This window comes from Paractinoplanes rhizophilus (assembly GCF_042664765.1).
In the GTDB taxonomy this organism is placed as follows: Bacteria; Actinomycetota; Actinomycetes; order Mycobacteriales; family Micromonosporaceae; genus Actinoplanes; species Actinoplanes rhizophilus.
In genome coordinates this window covers 209,900-226,689 of the sequence record NZ_JBHTBJ010000011.1, presented here as the reverse complement: position 1 = coordinate 226,689, position 16,790 = coordinate 209,900, and the positions used below count along the sequence as shown (strand labels likewise).

Below are 16,790 nucleotides of genomic sequence, written 5' to 3'. Positions count from 1 at the left end.
CCCATCTGGTCGTCGGGGTCGATTGCGACGGCGTCAAGCACGTGCTGGGGATCTGGCTGCAGAACAGCGAGGGCGCCAAGTTCTGGCTGAGCGTGCTGACCGAGCTGCGCAACCGCGGCGTGCGCGACGTGCTGATCGCCTGCTGCGACGGCCTGGAAGGCCTACCGGCCGCGGTGGAGACCGTCTGGCCCCGCACCATCGTCCAAACCTGCGTCGTGCACCTGATCCGCGCGAGCATGCGGTATGTGTCCTACGCCGACCGCAAGAAACTGTCCGCCGCGCTCAAACCGGTCTACACCGCCGCGAACGCCGACGCCGCGCAGACCGCCTTGCTCGAGCTGGCCGACACCGAGCTCGGTAAGAAGCACAAGGCGGCGATCGCGGTCTGGGAACGCGCCTGGGACCGGTTCACGCCCTTTCTGGAGTTCCCGCCCGAGATCCGGAAGATCATCTACACCACGAACGCGATCGAGTCGTTGAACTTCCAGATCCGCAAGATCATCAAGAATCGTGGACACTTCCCGACCGACGACGCCGTGGTCAAGCTGATCTGGCTCGCGATCTGCGACATCGAGGACAAACGCGCCCGCGCCCGCGAAGCCGACAAGGGCAAGCCGGCGAACAAGCGGACCGCCAAACCCCGGCTGGTCGAAGGCGCCACCACGCACGGGTGGAAATCCGCCCTCGGCGCGTTCGAAATCGCATTTCCCGGCCGCATTGCGGCTACACTGACCTAAGAGGACAAAGGATGGTTACACAGACATCCTGACAGGCTCCTCCGAAACTACCAGGTCCGAGGAAGCAAACTACCAAAATCTGAGGAAGGGAGGTACCTAAATTTTAGAAACGGAGATACCACTTTTTGAACGGCGAGATCCTCGAGCCTCGAGCGAGCGGACAAGCAACAGGGCGAGCCGGGGCCGCCTGGCGTCAGCAGTAGATGAATGTGACAAAAGAACCGCTTGACTGGACCGACGCCCACCACATCACCGCCTGGACCCACGGCGGACCCACCAACCTCGACAACCTCGTCCTGCTCTGCCGCCACCACCACCGACTCCTCCACCAACCCGACACCGGCTGGCAGATCCGCCTCGGCACCGACCAACGACCGGAGTTCATTCCGCCGGCCCACCTCGACCCCCAGCAACGACCCCGCCGCAACCTCTACCACCAACGCCAATAAACCAACCCCAACACCAGTCACTGCGACGACCGCACGGGTCATTCGGCCCGCAAGCGTCGGCCCCGACGTCTGCGCCCGCCGTTGAGCGATCTCGGCGATCGGTTCCGCAGCCGATCGGGAACCACTCTCCGCGCCCGCGGCCCGGTCCCTCCCTGCTACGGGTCGTAGGCCCGACCCACTTATCACCGCCGGCCCGCGTTTCACCCGCTCCGAAGGAGGTGGGCGCGGCGAGGCGGAACAAGACTGGGCGTTCCAATCCGGATCTACCGCGAGGGAGACGGCATGGACGCACTGCTGGGGACGCTGGCCGAGAACGAGCTGGCGGTGGTCCGGGAGCTGCGCCCCGACCGGCTGACCAGCATGGACGAGGACGAGCTGATCGACCTGCACGCGCGGGCACGTCGCCAGCGCGACAAGTACGTCAAGCAGTACCGACGCCAAGCTGCCAAGAGCATCAAGGACGCCGGCGGCCGCGGCAAGGCGCATGCGCGCAACGCCCGGGCCCGCGCGAAGGCCGAGCTCTTCGAGAACGTCCTCGCCGGCGTCAGCCGTCAGCTGGCGGTGGTGGCCCAAGCCAGCGCCGACGCCCTGCACGCCGAACGTGTCGCCGAGGAGCAGGCCCTCGCGGCACCGCCTCCCCCGCAGCCGCCCCGCCTCGTCCCGCAGCGCTCGACCACGCGCCCGAAGTCCCCCGACCTCAAGAAGCGCCGAGCTTCGACTCGCGCCACCAACGCCCGCCGCCAGGCCCGCCGAGACAGCGCCTGACCAGGCCAGCCGAACCAGCACGCCACAATGCCACCGACGCAATCGGCTGCACGACCCGGCGCTGTCGAACACCGAGACCGGGCTGCGGATACTGTTCGCCAGACTCGGCCGGCGCGGTCGGATCCTGGCCGTGGACGACCAGCCCTCCTCGATCACGCGCTCGGAGACGGCCCACCCGTCGATCAGGTCACGTCGACGGGCACGCCCAGCCGGGAGCGGTGCCAGACGTGCTCGCCCAATAGTCGCGGCGATGGCCTTCCGGCGGCGTCCTAGGAGGCTAGGCAAAGGCCTAGGCAACAAAAAAGCGCGGAGCCCAGCTCCCCGCCACTACTAACGTATATCGCAACCCGGGGCTTGCGGCAAGACCCCGGTCAGGGCGCACACTCGTCCCCCTGAGCAGCAAACCTGCGGAAATGGGGGCTTCGCGTAGTGCGACCGCAAATGACCACCAGCGTCTTCGATCTACCCGCACGCCTCGCCGCCAAGGCGGACCCCGCACTCACCGCCGCGGACGAGAAACACTTCGCGGCGATCGCCGCCAGCCTCGAGCGGTCGATCGCCGATCTCACCGAGCGCCTCGACACCGAGCGGAAGGCGCCCGGCGGCATCGGCCGGCGCGCCCTCGACCGCGACCAGGAGGTCCGCCGCCTGGCCACCCGCCTGCGCACGCTGAGTCGCTACAGCCTCGATCTCTGCCTGGGCCGGATGGACCCGGCGGACGGCAGCGACCCCATCTACATCGGCCGCCTGGGCCTCACCGACAGCGACGGCGGCCGTCTGCTGGTCGACTGGCGCTCCCCGGCTGCCGAGCCGTTCTTCGGCGCCACCCACGCCAACCCGATGGGCCTGGCCGGCCGCCGCCGGTACCGCTGGAGCCGCGGCCGCATCACCGACTACTGGGACGAGGTTTTCACCGCCGAGGGCCTGCGCACCAGCGCCGCCCTCGACGACCAGTCCGCCTTCATCGCCAGCCTCGGCGTCAACCGCTCGGGCCGGATGCGCGACGTCCTCGGCACCATTCAGGCCGACCAGGACGCGATCATCCGGGCCGGCTCGAGCGGCGCGCTGGTCGTCGACGGCGGCCCGGGCACCGGCAAGACCGTCGTGGCCCTGCACCGCACCGCGTACCTCCTCTACTCCGACCCACGTCTCGGCGAGCGCCACGGCGGCCTGCTCTTCGTCGGTCCCCACCAGCCCTATCTGGCCTACGTGTCCGATGTCCTCCCCAGCCTCGGCGAGGAGGACGTCCAGACCTGCACGCTGCGCGATCTGGTCCCCGAGGGCGCCACAGCGACCGAGGAGCCGGATCCCGCGGCGAAACGGCTCAAGTCCGAAGCCCGGCTGGTCGGCGCGATCGAGGCCGCCGTCCGCTTCTACGAGGAGCCCCCGGCAAAGCCCCTGACGGTCACGGCCGGCGACGCCGATCTTCGCCTGAGCGCCGCCGACTGGGCCGAGGCGTTCGACGTCCCCGGCCCGGGAACGCCCCACAACGAGGCCCGCGACGAGGTTTGGGAGGGGTTGCTCGCCGTCCTCACCGACCGCTACGAGGGCGAGGAAAACCCCGATTTCGTACGCGCTGAGCTCGCGCGAAACCGGGAATTGGCCGTCGCCTTCAACCGGGCGTGGCCGGTGCTCGATCCCGAGGACATCGTCGCGGATCTGTGGTCGGTGCCGGCTTACCTGCGCAAGTGCGCCCCCTGGCTGAGCAACGACGAGATCCGTACGCTCCAGCGCCCCGACCCGCGCGCCTGGACGGTCTCGGATCTGCCCCTGCTCGACGCGGCCCGGCACCGCCTCGGCGACCCGGAGTCGTCGCGCCGCCGGCAGCGGCAGGACGCCGCGGCCCGGCAGCACCGCGAGGGCATGGCCCGGGTCATCGACGACCTGCTCGAGGCCAACGCGTACGACGACGGCGAGGGCCTCTGGACGATGCTGCGCGGCGAGGACATGCGCAACTCCCTCGATGACGACACCGTGCTTCCCCGCGCCGAGCCCGACCGGCTGGCCGGCCCGTTCGCGCACATCGTCGTCGACGAGGCGCAGGAGCTGACCGATGCCGAGTGGCAGATGCTGCTGCTGCGCTGCCCGTCGCGCAGCTTCACCATCGTCGGGGACCGCGCGCAGGCCCGGCACGGCTTCGCCGAGTCGTGGCGGGAACGCCTCGGGCGCGCCGGTCTCGACCGGGTCACCCTGGCCTCGCTGACCATCAACTACCGGACGCCCGAGGAGGTCATGGCCGAGGCCGAGCCGGTGATCCGGGCCGTCCTGCCGGATGCCAACGTGCCGGTGTCGATCCGGCGGAGCGGCCTGCCGGTCGTACGCGAAAGTGTCGTTGCCTTGCAGAAAATCGTGGATTCGTGGCTTTCCGAGCACGCCGAAGGCGAAGGCGTCGCTTGCGTCATCGGGGCCGAAACTTTCCCGGGGACCGATCGGGTGCGGTCGCTGACGCCCGAGCTGGCCAAGGGGCTCGAGTTCGACCTCGTCGTTCTCGTAGATCCGCAGCGGTGGAGCGCGGTCGACCAGTACGTCGCGATGACGCGCGCCACCCAGCGGCTAGTGATCCTGACCAGCTGACCAATCTTCGGCGGTCAGCAACGGCACCGGCTCCGGGCGTTCGGCCGTCGTGGTCAACGCGATGCGGCGGCCCTCCTCGGCCGAGCGGAGCAGCGCGGTCATCGCGTCGAGCACGTGCAGGGCGAGGGCGCCCGAGGCCCGGGGCACGCCCGAGCTGATCTGGTCGATCAGGCCGATGCCCCGGGCCGCTCCGACATAGCCGGCCGCGATCGGAACCGGCTGCCAGGCCGAGGCGCCCAGCGGGAACACGCGAACGTCCCCGTCGAACCGGTTGGGGTCGGGGACGGCGAGGGTGCCGGTCTCGCCGTGGATCTCGATGGGCGCGGCGGTGGTGCGGACCGCCTCGAAGCTGGTGGTGACCGTGGAGAGCGCGCCGCCGGCGTGTTCGAGCACGCCGGTGACGTGCGTCGGCACCTCGACCGGGATGCGCTCGCCCGCCCGCGGGCCGGTCTGGATGATGCGGGCGTCGCGGGGCCGGCTCGCGGCGCCGGTCACCGACCGGATCGGGCCCAGCAGGTGGACCAGGGCCGAGAGGTAGTAGGGGCCCATGTCCAGCAGCGGGCCGCCGCCGGGCCGGTAGTAGAAGTCGGGTTGCGGGTGCCAGCGCTCGTGACCGGGCGTCACCATGACGGCCGACGCGGCGACCGGGCGCCCGATGCCGCCGCCGTCGATGAAGGCCCGCGCGGTCTGGATTCCGGTGCCCAGGACGGTGTCGGGGGCGCATCCGACGGTCAGCCCGGCGGCGGTCGCCGTCTCGAGGATGGTGGACGCGTCGGCCGGCGACATGGCGAGCGGCTTTTCGCCGTACACGTGCAAACCGTGACCGATGGCATCCAGCGCCACCGGCGCGTGCGCGGCGGGAATGGTCAGGTTGAGCACCGTCTCGATGCCGCTTTCCAGAAACTTTTCCACCGGCACGGCGCGCGCCGAGGGCAGGGTGGCGGCCAGGGCCGCCGACCGGCTGGGATCCAGATCGGCCACCGCGGTGATGCGCACGCGAGGGTGGTGGGCCAGCGTCCGCACGTACGCCTGGGAGATGAACCCGACGCCTATGATCCCGACGCGGTGCGGGTCGCCCACAGGATGCCCCTCTCGATGATCGTGCGGACGTTCGGGTTCTCGAGGACGTCGAGGCTGTGGCCGGGGGTGGTGACCACGATGCGGCCGTCGCCCCACCGGCGGGTCCAGATCGCGGGCGAGGTGATCGGGCGGTGCCACGGGTGCCACGGCCGGACCGGGTGGGTGGTGGTGGCGAGCACGTCGATGAGGTCGTCGTGCAGGACCCAGTACTGCTCGGTCTCCAGCTCGAAGTCGCCGATGCCGGCGGTGATCGGGTGGCCCTGGCCCAGCTCGGTCATCGTGACGGTGTAGGGCAGAAAGTTGTCGTCCTCGGTGCCGCCGCACAGCGCCGGCTCCTTGCTCGGATGGGTGGCGAACTGGCCGCCGACGAGCTGCAGATAGTCGGCCGACGCCCGGTAGGAGTCGGCTATGCCGCCGTGCCAGCCGGTGAATCCGGTCCCCGTCCGCACCGCCTCCCGCAATCCGGCGAGCTGGTCGCGCTCGATCGTGGACATGGTCATGCACTGCACGATCAGATCGGTTTCGGACATCTCGGCTTGGTCGGCGTAGATCGCCGGGGATTCCTCGATCCGTACGTCATAGCCGTTGTTCTTGAGGAAGGGCACGTACAGCTCGGTCGCCTCGACCGGCCGATGCCCCTCCCATCCGCCGCGCACCACGAGAGCTTTCACCCCTCCTGCCTACCAGATCTTTCAGACATAGACATTTCTCGATGCACGGGATACCTTGCCGGGAAAGCGCTTGCCCATCACCCACCGAGCAGGGGAACGCGAGAAGATGAAACGTGTCAGCATCCTCGCCGCCGCGGCCGTCCTCGCCACGGCCGGCTCCACCGCCGTCGTCGCCGCCTCGACCTCCCCCGCGGCCGGCTCGACCACCACCGGCTCCGCCACCACAAAGGGCTCGGCCCGAGCCGCAAAAGCCGCCGCCACAAAAGCCGCCGCCGCAAAGGCCGCCGCCGCAAGAGCCGCCGGCGCGGCCGTCGACCCCACGTCGACGACCGAGAACCTCGACCGCGGCCTCATCAGCATGCGGACCACCGGCGGCAACTTTCTGTCCTGGCGGTCGCTCAAGTCCGACCCGGCCGGCCTGACGTTCGATGTCTACCGCGGTTCGCACAAGCTGACGACGACATCGCGAACCAACTTCACCGACACCGGGGCGCCCGCCTCCGCCTCCTACCGCGTCGTGCCCTCCGGCGCCGCCACCCTGGCGGCCACCGCCCCGAGCGCCCCGCCCACCGCGACACTGGCCGCGAGCTCGATGGACGTCCCCATCCAGATCCCGCCCGGCGGCACCACCCCCGACGGCGTGTCGTACACGTACTCCGCGAACGACGCCTCCGTCGGCGACCTGGACGGCGACGGCGCCTACGAGATCGTCCTCAAGTGGGACCCGTCCAACGCCAAGGACAACTCGCAGTCCGGCTACACGGGCAACGTGTACGTCGACGCGTACAAGCTCAACGGCACCCGGCTCTGGCGCATCGACCTCGGCCGGAACATCCGGGCCGGCGCGCACTACACCCAGTTCCAGGTGTTCGACTACGACGGCGACGGCCGGGCCGAGGTCGCCATGAAGACCGCCGACGGCACCAGGGACGGCGCCGGGGCCGTCATCGGCAGCTCGTCCGCCGACTACCGGAACTCCGCCGGCTACGTTCTGTCCGGCCCCGAGTTCCTCACCGTCTTCAACGGCCAGACCGGCCGGGCCATGTCGACGGTCGACTACGTCGTGGCCCGCGGCAGCGTCTCGGCGTGGGGCGATTCGTACGGCAACCGAGTCGACCGTTTCCTGGCCGGCACCGCGTATCTCAACGGCTCGTACCCCAGCCTCATCACCGCCCGCGGCTACTACACCCGCAGCACCGTCAGTGCCTGGGACTTCCGCAACGGCACGCTGACCCGCAAGTGGACCTTCGACAGCAACTCCTCCACCAACGGCTCCAAGTGGACCGGCCAGGGCAACCACCAGCTGTCGATCGCCGACGTCGACGGCGACGGCCGCGACGAGATCATCTACGGCGCGATGGCGATCGACGACAACAGCGCCGGCCTCTGGGTCAACGGCCAGGGCCACGGCGACGCCCTGCACGTCGGCGACCTGATCCCATCCCGCCCCGGCCTGGAGATGTTCAAGGTCGACGAGAACACCGGCAGCCTCGCCGCCTGGATGGCCGACGCCCGCACCGGCGCCATCATCTGGTCGAACCCGTCCTGCGGCTGCGACAACGGCCGCGGCGTCTCCGACGACATCTACGCCGGCAGCCCCGGCGCCGAGTCCTGGTCGTCGGCGGTCTCCGGCCTCTACAGCAGCACCGGCCGCAACATCGGGCGCAAGCCGTCCAGCGCCAACTTCGTCATCTGGTGGGACGGCGACGCCCAGCGCGAGCTGCTGGACGGCACCCACATCGACAAGTACGGCACCGGCGGGGACACCCGACTGCTCACCGCGAGCGGCGTCCACTCCAACAACGGCACCAAGTCCACCCCGTCGCTGCAGGCCGACATTCTCGGTGACTGGCGCGAGGAGGTCATCTGGCCCACCACCGACAACACCAGGCTGCGCATCTACAGCACCACCGACGCGACCAGCATCTCGCACGTGTCGCTGATGCAGGACCGGATGTACCGGGAGGCGGTGGCCTGGCAGAACACCGCGTACAACCAGCCCCCGCACCCGTCCTTCGCGCTGAGCAACTGACGCCTTCCAGCGCGGGCGGCCGTACGGGATCGGCCGCCCGCCGCCGGGCGCGCCGTTGCGCCGGCCAGTCATGATCGGTCAAAGGGGGACCCGTCATGGCGCGTTACAAGCTTTGTTTCGGCCTGGTGGCCGTCCTCGCCCTGCTCGCCGCCGCCGATCCCGCGCCCGCGCGATCCGGCGGCGGTTTCCGGACCTACACCGACATCGCGTACGCGTCCGCGCAGCCCGCCGCGTCCCGAGGTCATCTGCTGGACCTCTACGTTCCCGACCGCTCGCCCGGTGCGGCGCGTCCCCTGCTGATCGTCATGGGCGGCAGCGGCTGGTACGGGGACAACGGCAAGGCGTACGCGAAAGACCTGGCGCCCTTCTTCACCGCCGCCGGTTTCGTGGTCGCCGGGGTCTCCACGCGCTCGAGCCGCCAGGCCCGCTTCCCCGCTCAGCTCCACGACCTGAAGGCGGCGATCCGGTGGCTGCGCGCCCACGCCGGCGCGTTCGGCATCGACCGCCGCCGGCTCGCGGTGATGGGCGACTCGTCCGGTGGCTGGACCGCCGTCATGGCCGGCGTGACCGGAAACGATCGCGCGCTGGAGGGCCGCGTCGGCGTCGCCGGATATCCCAGCGACGTCCAGGCGGTGGTCGACCTCTACGCTCCCATCGACTTCCTGCAGATGGACGCACACATGATCCCCGGCGCGTGCGCGTCGTTCAACCGGGCCTTCGGGCTCACGTCGTGCCATGCCGACCCGCGTTCGCCGGAATCGGCGCTCCTCGGCTGTCCCATCGCCACCTGTCCGGCCCAGGTGCGAAGAGCAAATCCGATCGCGTACGTCTCGAGCACCGCACCGCCGTTTTTGATCGCCCACGGCGACCGGGACCGGCTGGTGCCGGTCCAGCAGAGCGAGCTGCTGTTCGCCGCGCTGTCGGCGGCCGGCGTCCCCGCGACGCTGTACGTGACCCCCGGCGTGGGCCACAGCAAGGGCATCGTGTCGGCCGCGCAGCCGCCGGCGACCGTCACCCCAGGCCCGGCCACTGGCCGCCCCACGCTGGAGACGATCGAGCGCTTCCTGCGCCGGGCGCTCGAACTCTGACCGCCGGCCTCAAACGCTGACCTCAAACGCTGACCTCAAGCGCTGACCTCCGGCCCCGCACGCGCCGGGCGCTCGGCTCCCGGCCCCGGCCACTCCCCCGCCGGGCGCGCGGCGACAACCGCGGTGACGATGGCGAGCAGGCCGACGATGGTGCAGAACAGGGTCACCCGGCCGTCGTCCGGGCCGTCGACGATGTACGGATACGGCGAGCCGTGCGCGTAGGTCAGCACCTGATAGGCGTCGCGGTACAGCTCGGACACGGGACCGGCCAGGGCCGCGAACCCGGCCGCCGCCAGCACCGCCGCCAGCCGGCGCCGGCCGCGCTCGCCGCCGCGCAGCCGATAGGCGGCCGCCGCCGCCAGCAGCCACCCCGCGATCGCGCCCACGACCGCCCCAGCGACCGTCGAGGGGCGCACGGCCGCCGCCTCTTCCGGCCATACCTCGGTGCCGTACCTCGCCTGCCCGGCCACGCCCAGCTCGGCGCCGCCGACGAGGATGTCGCCGCTGCCCTCGAGCTTCAGCTCGCCCTTGCGCGCCGTGTAGCGGACCGTCTTGGTGGGGACGGGCACCAGGTTCTCGAACGCGACGATGGCCGGGGTGCCCTCGGCGCGACCGCCGGGCGGGTTGGCGAGGGTGGCGCTGTCGCTCTCCTCCAGCGCGGTGATGTGCCAGCCGTCGGCCAGCAGGGCGGCCCGGACGCGCGCAGCCGAGTAGTCGCTGGTGCCGTCGGCCCGGACCAGCACGCCCGGCCCCTTCATCGCGGACCGCTCGCGGTAGACGGCGGCCGGCGCCGGCATCCCGGTCATCGCGGCGTTGAGCGCCCGCAACTCGCCGTCGGACGGGATCGCCGCGGCCGTCCGCCAGCCCAGCCAGGTGCCCGCCGCGGCGCCGAACGCGCCCAGTGCCACCGCCGCCAGCAGCGCGGCGACCCACGCGAGGGGCCGCCGGGCGGGCAGCCGGAACCGCTGCCGCAGGCCGCAGAGCACCAGGTGGGCCCGCAGGCCCAGGCCCGGCCGGCGCCCCGCCTCGGCGAGATCGAGCAGGGTGGTGACGATCTCGGCGCCGTGGCGCTGCCGGTAGGCCCGCGGATATGCCCAGAGAAGCCGGCGGTAGCTCATCGGGCGCCCCCGAACGAGAGGCGCAACCGGGCCGCCGCCGCGTCGGCGTTGCGGCGCAGCCGGTGCACTTGCGCCGCCAGGGCCGCCGCCCCGGAGTCGGTCAGCCGGTAGTACCGGCGCAGCCGGCCGTCGACCGCCTCCTCCCGCTCCACCTCGACCAGCCCCTGCTCGGTGAGCCGGTCGAGCGCGCCGTAGAGCGTGCCCGGCCGCAGCACCACCTCGCCCTCCGACAGCTGCTCGACGGCGCGGATCACGCCGTACCCATGAGCGGGTTCCGCCGCGAGGGCGGTGAGGATCAAGAACGTCGGCTCCTGCATGACCGCACACTATCCTCGCCGGTATATACCGTCAATCGGTATATGGGCCAGGGCAATAGGATCGCTGCCTGGCAACGGTGCCGTCCGGCGGGAGGAGCAGGTGGCTGTGGAGAAGGTCAGGGCGCGGTTCGAGGTCCTCGACGAGCGCTTCGCGCGGGTCGGCGGCGACGACTGGATGGAGCGCGTCTTCGCGGACGGGCGCTGGACCGAGGGCCCCGCCTACGTGCCGGCCGGGCGGTATCTGGTGTTCAGCGACATCCCCAACGACCGGGTGCTGCGCTGGGACGAGACGACCGGCGCCGTCGGCGTCCTGCGCCAGCCGGCCGACTACGCCAACGGGCGCACCCTCGACCGCCTCGGCCGGCTGGTCAACTGCGAGCAGGGCACCCGCCGCGTCACCCGGGTCGAGCACGACGGGTCGCTGACCGTGCTGGCCGACCGCTACCGGGGCGGCCGTTTCAACAGCCCCAACGACGTGGTGGAGCACTCGGACGGCAGCATCTGGTTCACCGACCCGAGCTACGGCATCGACAGCGACTACGAGGGCAACCGCGCCGACCCCGAGCTGGACGGCTGCCACGTCTACCGGATCGACCCGGGCGGCGACGTCGAGCGCGTCGCCGACGACTTCGAGCGCCCGAACGGCCTGGCCTTCAGCGCCGACGAGGGCACGCTCTACATCGGCGACTCGCGCCGCAAGCACATCCGGCGGTTCACCGTCACCGGCGGCCGGGCCCTCTCCGGCGGCGAGGTCTTCGCCTCCTGCGACGCCGGCACCTTCGACGGCCTGCGCCTGGACACCGAGGGCCGGATCTGGGCCGCCGCCCACGACGGTCTGCACTGCTTCGCCCCGGACGCCACCCTGCTGGGCAAGCTCCACGTCCCCGAGGTCACCTCGAACCTGGTCTTCGGCGGCCCGCGCCGGAACTTCCTGTTCATCACCGCCACGTCGTCGGTCTACGCCCTCAAGGTGAACGTCAACGGCGTCCGGTATCCGCGCTGACGCGGCAAGATGGGCCCATGACTGGTGACGCTCCCACGGTGCCCAACCCGCTGCAGCCCGTCGACGAGAGCTGGCAGCGCGCCCTCGCCATCGTCGCCCATCCGGACGACCTCGAGTTCGGCGCCGCGGCCGCCATCGCCCGCTGGACCGGGCAGGGCAAGCAGATCACGTACGTCCTTCTGACCAGCGGCGAGGCCGGGATCGACGGGATGGACCCGGCCGAGGCCAAGGTGACCCGGGAAGCGGAGCAACGCGAGTCGGCCCGGATCGTGGGGGTCGGCGAGGTCGTGTTCCTGGGGCTGCCGGACGGCGTACTCGAATATGGTGTTGATCTTCGAAGGACCCTGGCCGGGGTGATCCGGCGTCATCGGCCCGAGATCGTCATCACCAACAACTTCCGGGACAGCTGGGACGAGGACGGCAACGCCCTCAACATGTCCGATCACATCGTGACCGGGCGGGCGGTGCTCGACGCCGCCCGCGACGCCGGCAACAGGTGGGTGTTCCGCGCGCAGATCGAGGAGGAGGGCCTGGAGAAATGGGGCGGCGTCCGCGAGGTGTGGGCGGCCGGATCCCCCCGGTCCCGGCACGCCGTGGACACCACCGACACGTTCGAGCTGGGGGTGCGGTCGCTGGAGGCGCACGCCGCCTACCTGCGCGGGCTCGGCACCGGTGACTTCGACCCCGAGGAGTTCCTGGAAGGCTTCTCCCGGCAGACCGGCACCCGGCTGGGCACCAAGTACGCCACCAGCGTCGAGGTGTTCAAGCTCATGCTCTTCTGACCGCTACACAGGCGCGCTCGGCGTGCACCTGGTCGGCAACCGGGCGTGCCTGTACTGACTGGATGCGGCAACTCAGCGGCCTGCCCTCCTCCCGGGGCCTGCCCGGCGACCCTGTCCTGCGCGCACTGGCGGTCGCCGGTGTGCTGCTGGTGCCGTGGTTCCTGCTCGGGCCGGGCGGCACGCTCTCCACCTGGTTGATCCAGTCCGGCATCGACGTGCTCACCGCCACGATCGGCGCGCGCCTCTACCGCATGCCCGGGATCGGCAAGCCCGCCCGCCGGTTCTGGGCCGCGGTCACCGCCGCCACGGCGCTCAGCGCGGTCGGCGACACGTACCAGACGATCCTGGTGGCGACCGGGCGCCAGACCGGCGGGGCGAGCCCCGTGCAGACCGGCCTCGTCGTGGCCGGCATGGTCCTCGTGGTGGTCACCATGCTGTTCCATCCGCTCGGCGGCAGCGGCCGGCAACGGCTGCGGCTCTGGCTCGACGCGGCCACCATGCTCACCTCCGTGGCGGCCGTCCTCTGGTACTTCCTGCTCGCCGGCCGGGTCGCCGACCGTCTCCCGGCCGCCGCCACCGCCGCCGTGATGTTGCTGGTGACCTTCGGCCTGATCAAACTGATCCTCAGCGACGCCGCGCCGTTCCACCGCAACGCCGGCATCGTGGGCATCCTCGGCGTGGCCGGAACGGCCGTCGGCGCCCCGGTGGCCGCCGTGCTGACCGGCCATTCGGAGGCCCGCCTGATCTTCCTGGCGCAGCTGATCCCCTGCCTGCTGATGCCGTTCAGCCTGCGCATGCAGGAGGTTCTGAACCGCCGCCGCGCCGCGGGCACGGTCGCGGCGCCGGGCCGGGGGTTCTCCCGTCTGCCGTACGCGGCGGTGGCCGGCACCCAGCTGCTGCTGGTGGTGGCGCTGGCCGCCGTCGAACCGGACATGCGGCTCTGGGGCGTCGCCGCCGGCGTGCTGGTCAGCACCGCGCTGGTCCTGGTCCGCCAGCAGGCCGCGTTCCACGACAACGAGCGGCTGGTCACCGAGATCAGCGCGAGCCGCGAATGGTTCAGCGCCCTGGTCCAGCAGGCGTCCGACCTCACGGTCGTCAATCAGGGCGACATCATCCAGTACGTGAGCCCGGCCGCCGAACGCGTGCTCGGCGCCCGGGCCGGCCAGCGCGCCGAGGCGACCCTCGGCGGTCGCGTGCATCCCGACGACCGGACCGTCCTGCGGGCGCTCACCGAGCGGCTCACCGGCGGCACCGCCGAGGCCGACCTGCGCATGCTCCAGGACGACGGCAGCCACCGCTGGCTGCACGTCATCGCCACCGACCTGCGCGCCAACCCGAGCGTGCGCGGCATCGTCTGGAACGGCCGCGACATCACCGACGCCCGCCGGCTGCAGGACGAGCTGCGCCACCAGGCCACCCACGACGCCCTGACCGGCCTGGCCAACCGCGTGCTGCTCCAGCAGCGGGTGCACGAGACGCCGCCGGACCGCCAGATCTGCGTGCTGCTGATCGACCTGGACGGCTTCAAACAGGTCAACGACTCACACGGCCACCACGCCGGCGACGAGGTCCTGGTCACGGTGGCCCGCCGGATCACCGCCCTGCTGGGCCGGGCCGGCACGGTGGCCCGCCTGGGCGGCGACGAGTTCGCGGTGCTGCTGCCCGCGGCCGCCCCGAGCCGGGCCCGGATGCTGGCCGACCTGATCACCGCGGCGGTGTGCGAGCCGATCCCGCTGTCCGGCACGGTGGTGACGGTGGGCGCCAGCGTGGGCGTGGCCTGCGGCACCCCGGCCGACGCCGACGGCCTGCTCCGCGACGCGGACGAGGCCATGTACCGCACCAAGCAGTCCCGCCGCGCCGCAGCCTGAGACTCGGAGCGCACGGCTCGAGGCTCGGAGCGCCCGGCGCGGTCAGGCGGCCAGGTGCAGCCGGTCCAGCATCGCGTCGATCTCGCCGGCCGGCAGCGGCCGCGCGAACAGGAAGCCCTGCGCGTGCCGGTATCCCAGCTCGTACAACCGCCGCGCCTGCGCCGCCGTCTCGACGCCCTCGGCCACCGTGCGCAAGCCCATCGTCTCGGCTATCCCGGTCAGGGCGGTCACGATGGCCTCCTGCTGCGGGGTGCCGCCGAGCCCGTCGACGAACGACTTGTCGACCTTGATGGCGTCGACCGGGCAGGTGCGCAGCAGGCCGAGCGACGAGTGCCCGGTGCCGAAGTCGTCGAGGGCGATGGCGACGCCCAGCTCCGACAGGGCGGTCACGGTGGCCAGCGCCCGGCCGCCGCCGAAGACGGCGGTTTCGGTGATCTCGACGGTCAACTGGGACGCGGGCACGCCGTGCCGGGCGAGCGCGGCCGCGACCAGGTCCGGCAGCCCGGGGTCGAGCAGCTGGCGCGCCGACACGTTGACGGCCACCGACCGCAGGGCGTCGGGGCCGTGCGCGCGCCGCCAGGCGGCGGCCTGGGCGCAGACCGTGTCGATGATCCAGGCGCCGAGCTCGACGATCAGCCCGGTGTCCTCGGCCACCGGGACGAAATCGGCCGGCGGGACGACCGTGCCGTCCGAGCGGGTCCAGCGGATCAGCGATTCGACGGCGACCATCCGGCCGTGCGGCAGCTCGACGATCGGCTGGTACAGCATGTGGAACTCGCCGGCGGTCAGCGCGCGGCGCAGGTCGGCGGCGATCGTGGCCCGGCGGCTGAGCCGGCGCTCGAGCGAGGCGTCGTAGCGGACCAGCCGCCCGCCGGACGCCACCGCGGCGCGCAGGGCGAGCTCGGCCCGACGGTACAGGTCGGCGAAGTCCCCCTCGGCGACGCCGACGAAGACGTCGACCAGCACCTCGTGCCCGGCCGCCTGCAGCGGCTCGTCCGCCGCCGCCAGAAGCCGGCCGGCGAAATCCCCCTGGCCCGCATCGGGCTCCGCGGAAAGCAGCACCCCGAACTCGTCGCCGCCCAGCCGGGCCACCACCGCCCGCTCGTCGGCGGACCGCGCCAGCGCCGAGAGCCGCGCCCCGTACGCCACCAGCAGCGCGTCCCCCACGTCCGGCCCGAGCCCGTCGTTGAGCGCCCGGAACTCCTTCAGGTCGATCAGGACGACGGTGCGCGCCCCCGCGACGGCATCCGCGAAGAAGCGGCGGTTGGCCAGCCCGGTCAGGTCGTCGTGCATCGCCTGGTTCGCGACCGTGTCCAGCAGCGCGGCGTTCTCGGCGAGCGCCACCGCCTGCCGGGCCACCACCAGCAGCAGCAACAGCGTGGTCCCGCCGACCTGCACCACGGTCAGGTGCCCGGTGCGCACGAAGACGGTCACCAGCAGCAGGCTGGTCAGGCCGGTGGCGACCAGCGGAATGGCGGTGCCCCGCCGGGAAGCGGCCGCCCGCCGGGAACGGGGCAGAACGCCCAGGTGCCGCACCTGCGCCCGAGCGGCGAGCACTCCGAACAACCCGACGAACGGGAGCACCGCGGCGCTCCCGTTCAGATGCGGCCATGGGCTCAGCACCGACATCAGAACCGTGGAAAGCGGCCCGCACAGTCCCACCGGCGCCAGCCACCACAGCGCCGCGCGCGGCACCGGGCTCCGGCTCGCGGCCATGATCTTGACGACCACCACCACGCCGGCCACCGCGATCGCCATCATGGCGATGTTCAGCCACCACGCCGACGCGGTGACCCCGAACCGGTCGATGAACCAGCCCACGTACTGGGAGGACGCGATCCCGGCCGCGACCGCCACCACCGCCACATCCAGCACGGCCGTGGTCAGCTGCCGCCAGCTGCGCCCGCCGCCGGGCAGCCGCAGCATCGCGGAGATCGCGAGGATCGTGCCGATGACGTAGAGCAGCAGGGTTCGCGCCCCGATCGGCGGCATCCCGGAGTATTCGGTGGTGCCGACGTCGACGGTCTGGCTCACCGCCGCGGCCGCCACGGCGCCCATGCCGTACGACACGCGCCGCCAGAACGTGCGCAGCGCGCCCTCGGTCAGCGCCGCCGCGCCCCGGAAGGCGGCGACCGCGAGGACCGGGCCACCGACCGCCGGCAGCCACACCATCAGCTTCGGGAAGCCGGCGCGCACGCCGAGCGCGATCAGCAGGATATCCGCCAGGGCCAGCGTCAGGGCGCCCCGCACGAACCAGCGGTTGTGCACCTCGCCCCCTCGTCCCGCAGCTCTCTTCGATACAAGAT

At 71.8% G+C, this 16,790-nt stretch carries 14 protein-coding genes; 9 read left to right on the top strand and 5 right to left on the bottom strand.

The genetic code is table 11. The features are described 5' to 3' along the window. From ACFQS1_RS18065 to helR, 4 genes are all read left to right on the top strand, one after another. A partial coding sequence (locus ACFQS1_RS18065; protein ID WP_378969538.1) for an IS256 family transposase occupies window positions 1-737 on the top strand: 737 nt, incomplete at its 5' end. Window positions 738-946: 209 nt separating this feature from the next. Continuing rightward, a complete protein-coding gene (locus ACFQS1_RS18060; protein ID WP_378969535.1) occupies window positions 947-1,186 on the top strand; it encodes an HNH endonuclease signature motif containing protein in 240 nt (79 codons plus the stop codon). A gap of 282 nt (window positions 1,187-1,468) precedes the next feature. Further along, a complete protein-coding gene (locus ACFQS1_RS18055) occupies window positions 1,469-1,951 on the top strand; it encodes a hypothetical protein (protein ID WP_378969533.1) in 483 nt (160 codons plus the stop codon). A 441-nt stretch (window positions 1,952-2,392) separates the two neighbouring features. Beyond that, window positions 2,393-4,525: an RNA polymerase recycling motor ATPase HelR gene (helR, locus tag ACFQS1_RS18050; protein ID WP_378969530.1), complete on the top strand. Its 2,133-nt coding sequence runs from the start codon at window positions 2,393-2,395 to the stop codon at window positions 4,523-4,525. On the opposite strand, the gene ACFQS1_RS18045 is transcribed toward helR, so the two are convergent. Together ACFQS1_RS18045 and ACFQS1_RS18040 are read right to left on the bottom strand one after the other, a co-directional pair. Beyond that, window positions 4,505-5,605, bottom strand: a complete 1,101-nt coding sequence (locus ACFQS1_RS18045; RefSeq protein WP_378969528.1) for a Gfo/Idh/MocA family protein — start codon at window positions 5,603-5,605, stop codon at window positions 4,505-4,507. The genes helR and ACFQS1_RS18045 overlap by 21 nt on opposite strands. Beyond that, on the bottom strand, window positions 5,575-6,276 hold the full coding sequence (locus ACFQS1_RS18040; protein ID WP_378969526.1) for a ThuA domain-containing protein: 702 nt from the start codon (window positions 6,274-6,276) through the stop codon (window positions 5,575-5,577). The genes ACFQS1_RS18045 and ACFQS1_RS18040 overlap by 31 nt, the downstream gene beginning before the upstream one ends. A 106-nt stretch (window positions 6,277-6,382) precedes the next feature. On the opposite strand from ACFQS1_RS18040, the gene ACFQS1_RS18035 reads away from it, so the two are divergent. After that, on the top strand, window positions 6,383-8,308 hold the full coding sequence (locus ACFQS1_RS18035; RefSeq protein ID WP_378969524.1) for a rhamnogalacturonan lyase: 1,926 nt from the start codon (window positions 6,383-6,385) through the stop codon (window positions 8,306-8,308). A gap of 95 nt (window positions 8,309-8,403) precedes the next feature. Continuing rightward, entirely contained in the window at window positions 8,404-9,396 is a 993-nt protein-coding gene (locus ACFQS1_RS18030; RefSeq protein WP_378969522.1) for an alpha/beta hydrolase fold domain-containing protein, read from the top strand. A gap of 35 nt (window positions 9,397-9,431) precedes the next feature. Here ACFQS1_RS18030 and ACFQS1_RS18025 read toward each other — a convergent pair whose 3' ends face one another. Next, entirely contained in the window at window positions 9,432-10,514 is a 1,083-nt protein-coding gene (locus ACFQS1_RS18025; RefSeq protein WP_378969519.1) for a hypothetical protein, read from the bottom strand. Then, the gene (locus ACFQS1_RS18020) at window positions 10,511-10,831 is read right to left on the bottom strand and encodes a PadR family transcriptional regulator (protein WP_378969517.1); all 321 of its coding nucleotides are present in this window, start codon (window positions 10,829-10,831) and stop codon (window positions 10,511-10,513) included. The genes ACFQS1_RS18025 and ACFQS1_RS18020 overlap by 4 nt, the downstream gene beginning before the upstream one ends. A 106-nt stretch (window positions 10,832-10,937) precedes the next feature. On the opposite strand from ACFQS1_RS18020, the gene ACFQS1_RS18015 reads away from it, so the two are divergent. The 3 genes from ACFQS1_RS18015 to ACFQS1_RS18005 all read left to right on the top strand — a co-directional run bounded on the left by ACFQS1_RS18015 (window position 10,938) and on the right by ACFQS1_RS18005 (window position 14,484). Next, window positions 10,938-11,834, top strand: a complete 897-nt coding sequence (locus ACFQS1_RS18015; protein WP_378969514.1) for an SMP-30/gluconolactonase/LRE family protein — start codon at window positions 10,938-10,940, stop codon at window positions 11,832-11,834. Window positions 11,835-11,851: 17 nt separating this feature from the next. Further along, window positions 11,852-12,616, top strand: coding sequence for a PIG-L deacetylase family protein (locus ACFQS1_RS18010; RefSeq protein WP_378969512.1), 765 nt, complete (start codon window positions 11,852-11,854; stop codon window positions 12,614-12,616). Window positions 12,617-12,678: 62 nt separating this feature from the next. After that, entirely contained in the window at window positions 12,679-14,484 is a 1,806-nt protein-coding gene (locus ACFQS1_RS18005) for a diguanylate cyclase domain-containing protein (RefSeq protein ID WP_378969510.1), read from the top strand. A gap of 42 nt (window positions 14,485-14,526) precedes the next feature. On the opposite strand, the gene ACFQS1_RS18000 is transcribed toward ACFQS1_RS18005, so the two are convergent. Further along, window positions 14,527-16,752, bottom strand: coding sequence for a putative bifunctional diguanylate cyclase/phosphodiesterase (locus ACFQS1_RS18000; RefSeq protein ID WP_378969508.1), 2,226 nt, complete (start codon window positions 16,750-16,752; stop codon window positions 14,527-14,529). Window positions 16,753-16,790 lie beyond the last annotated feature (38 nt).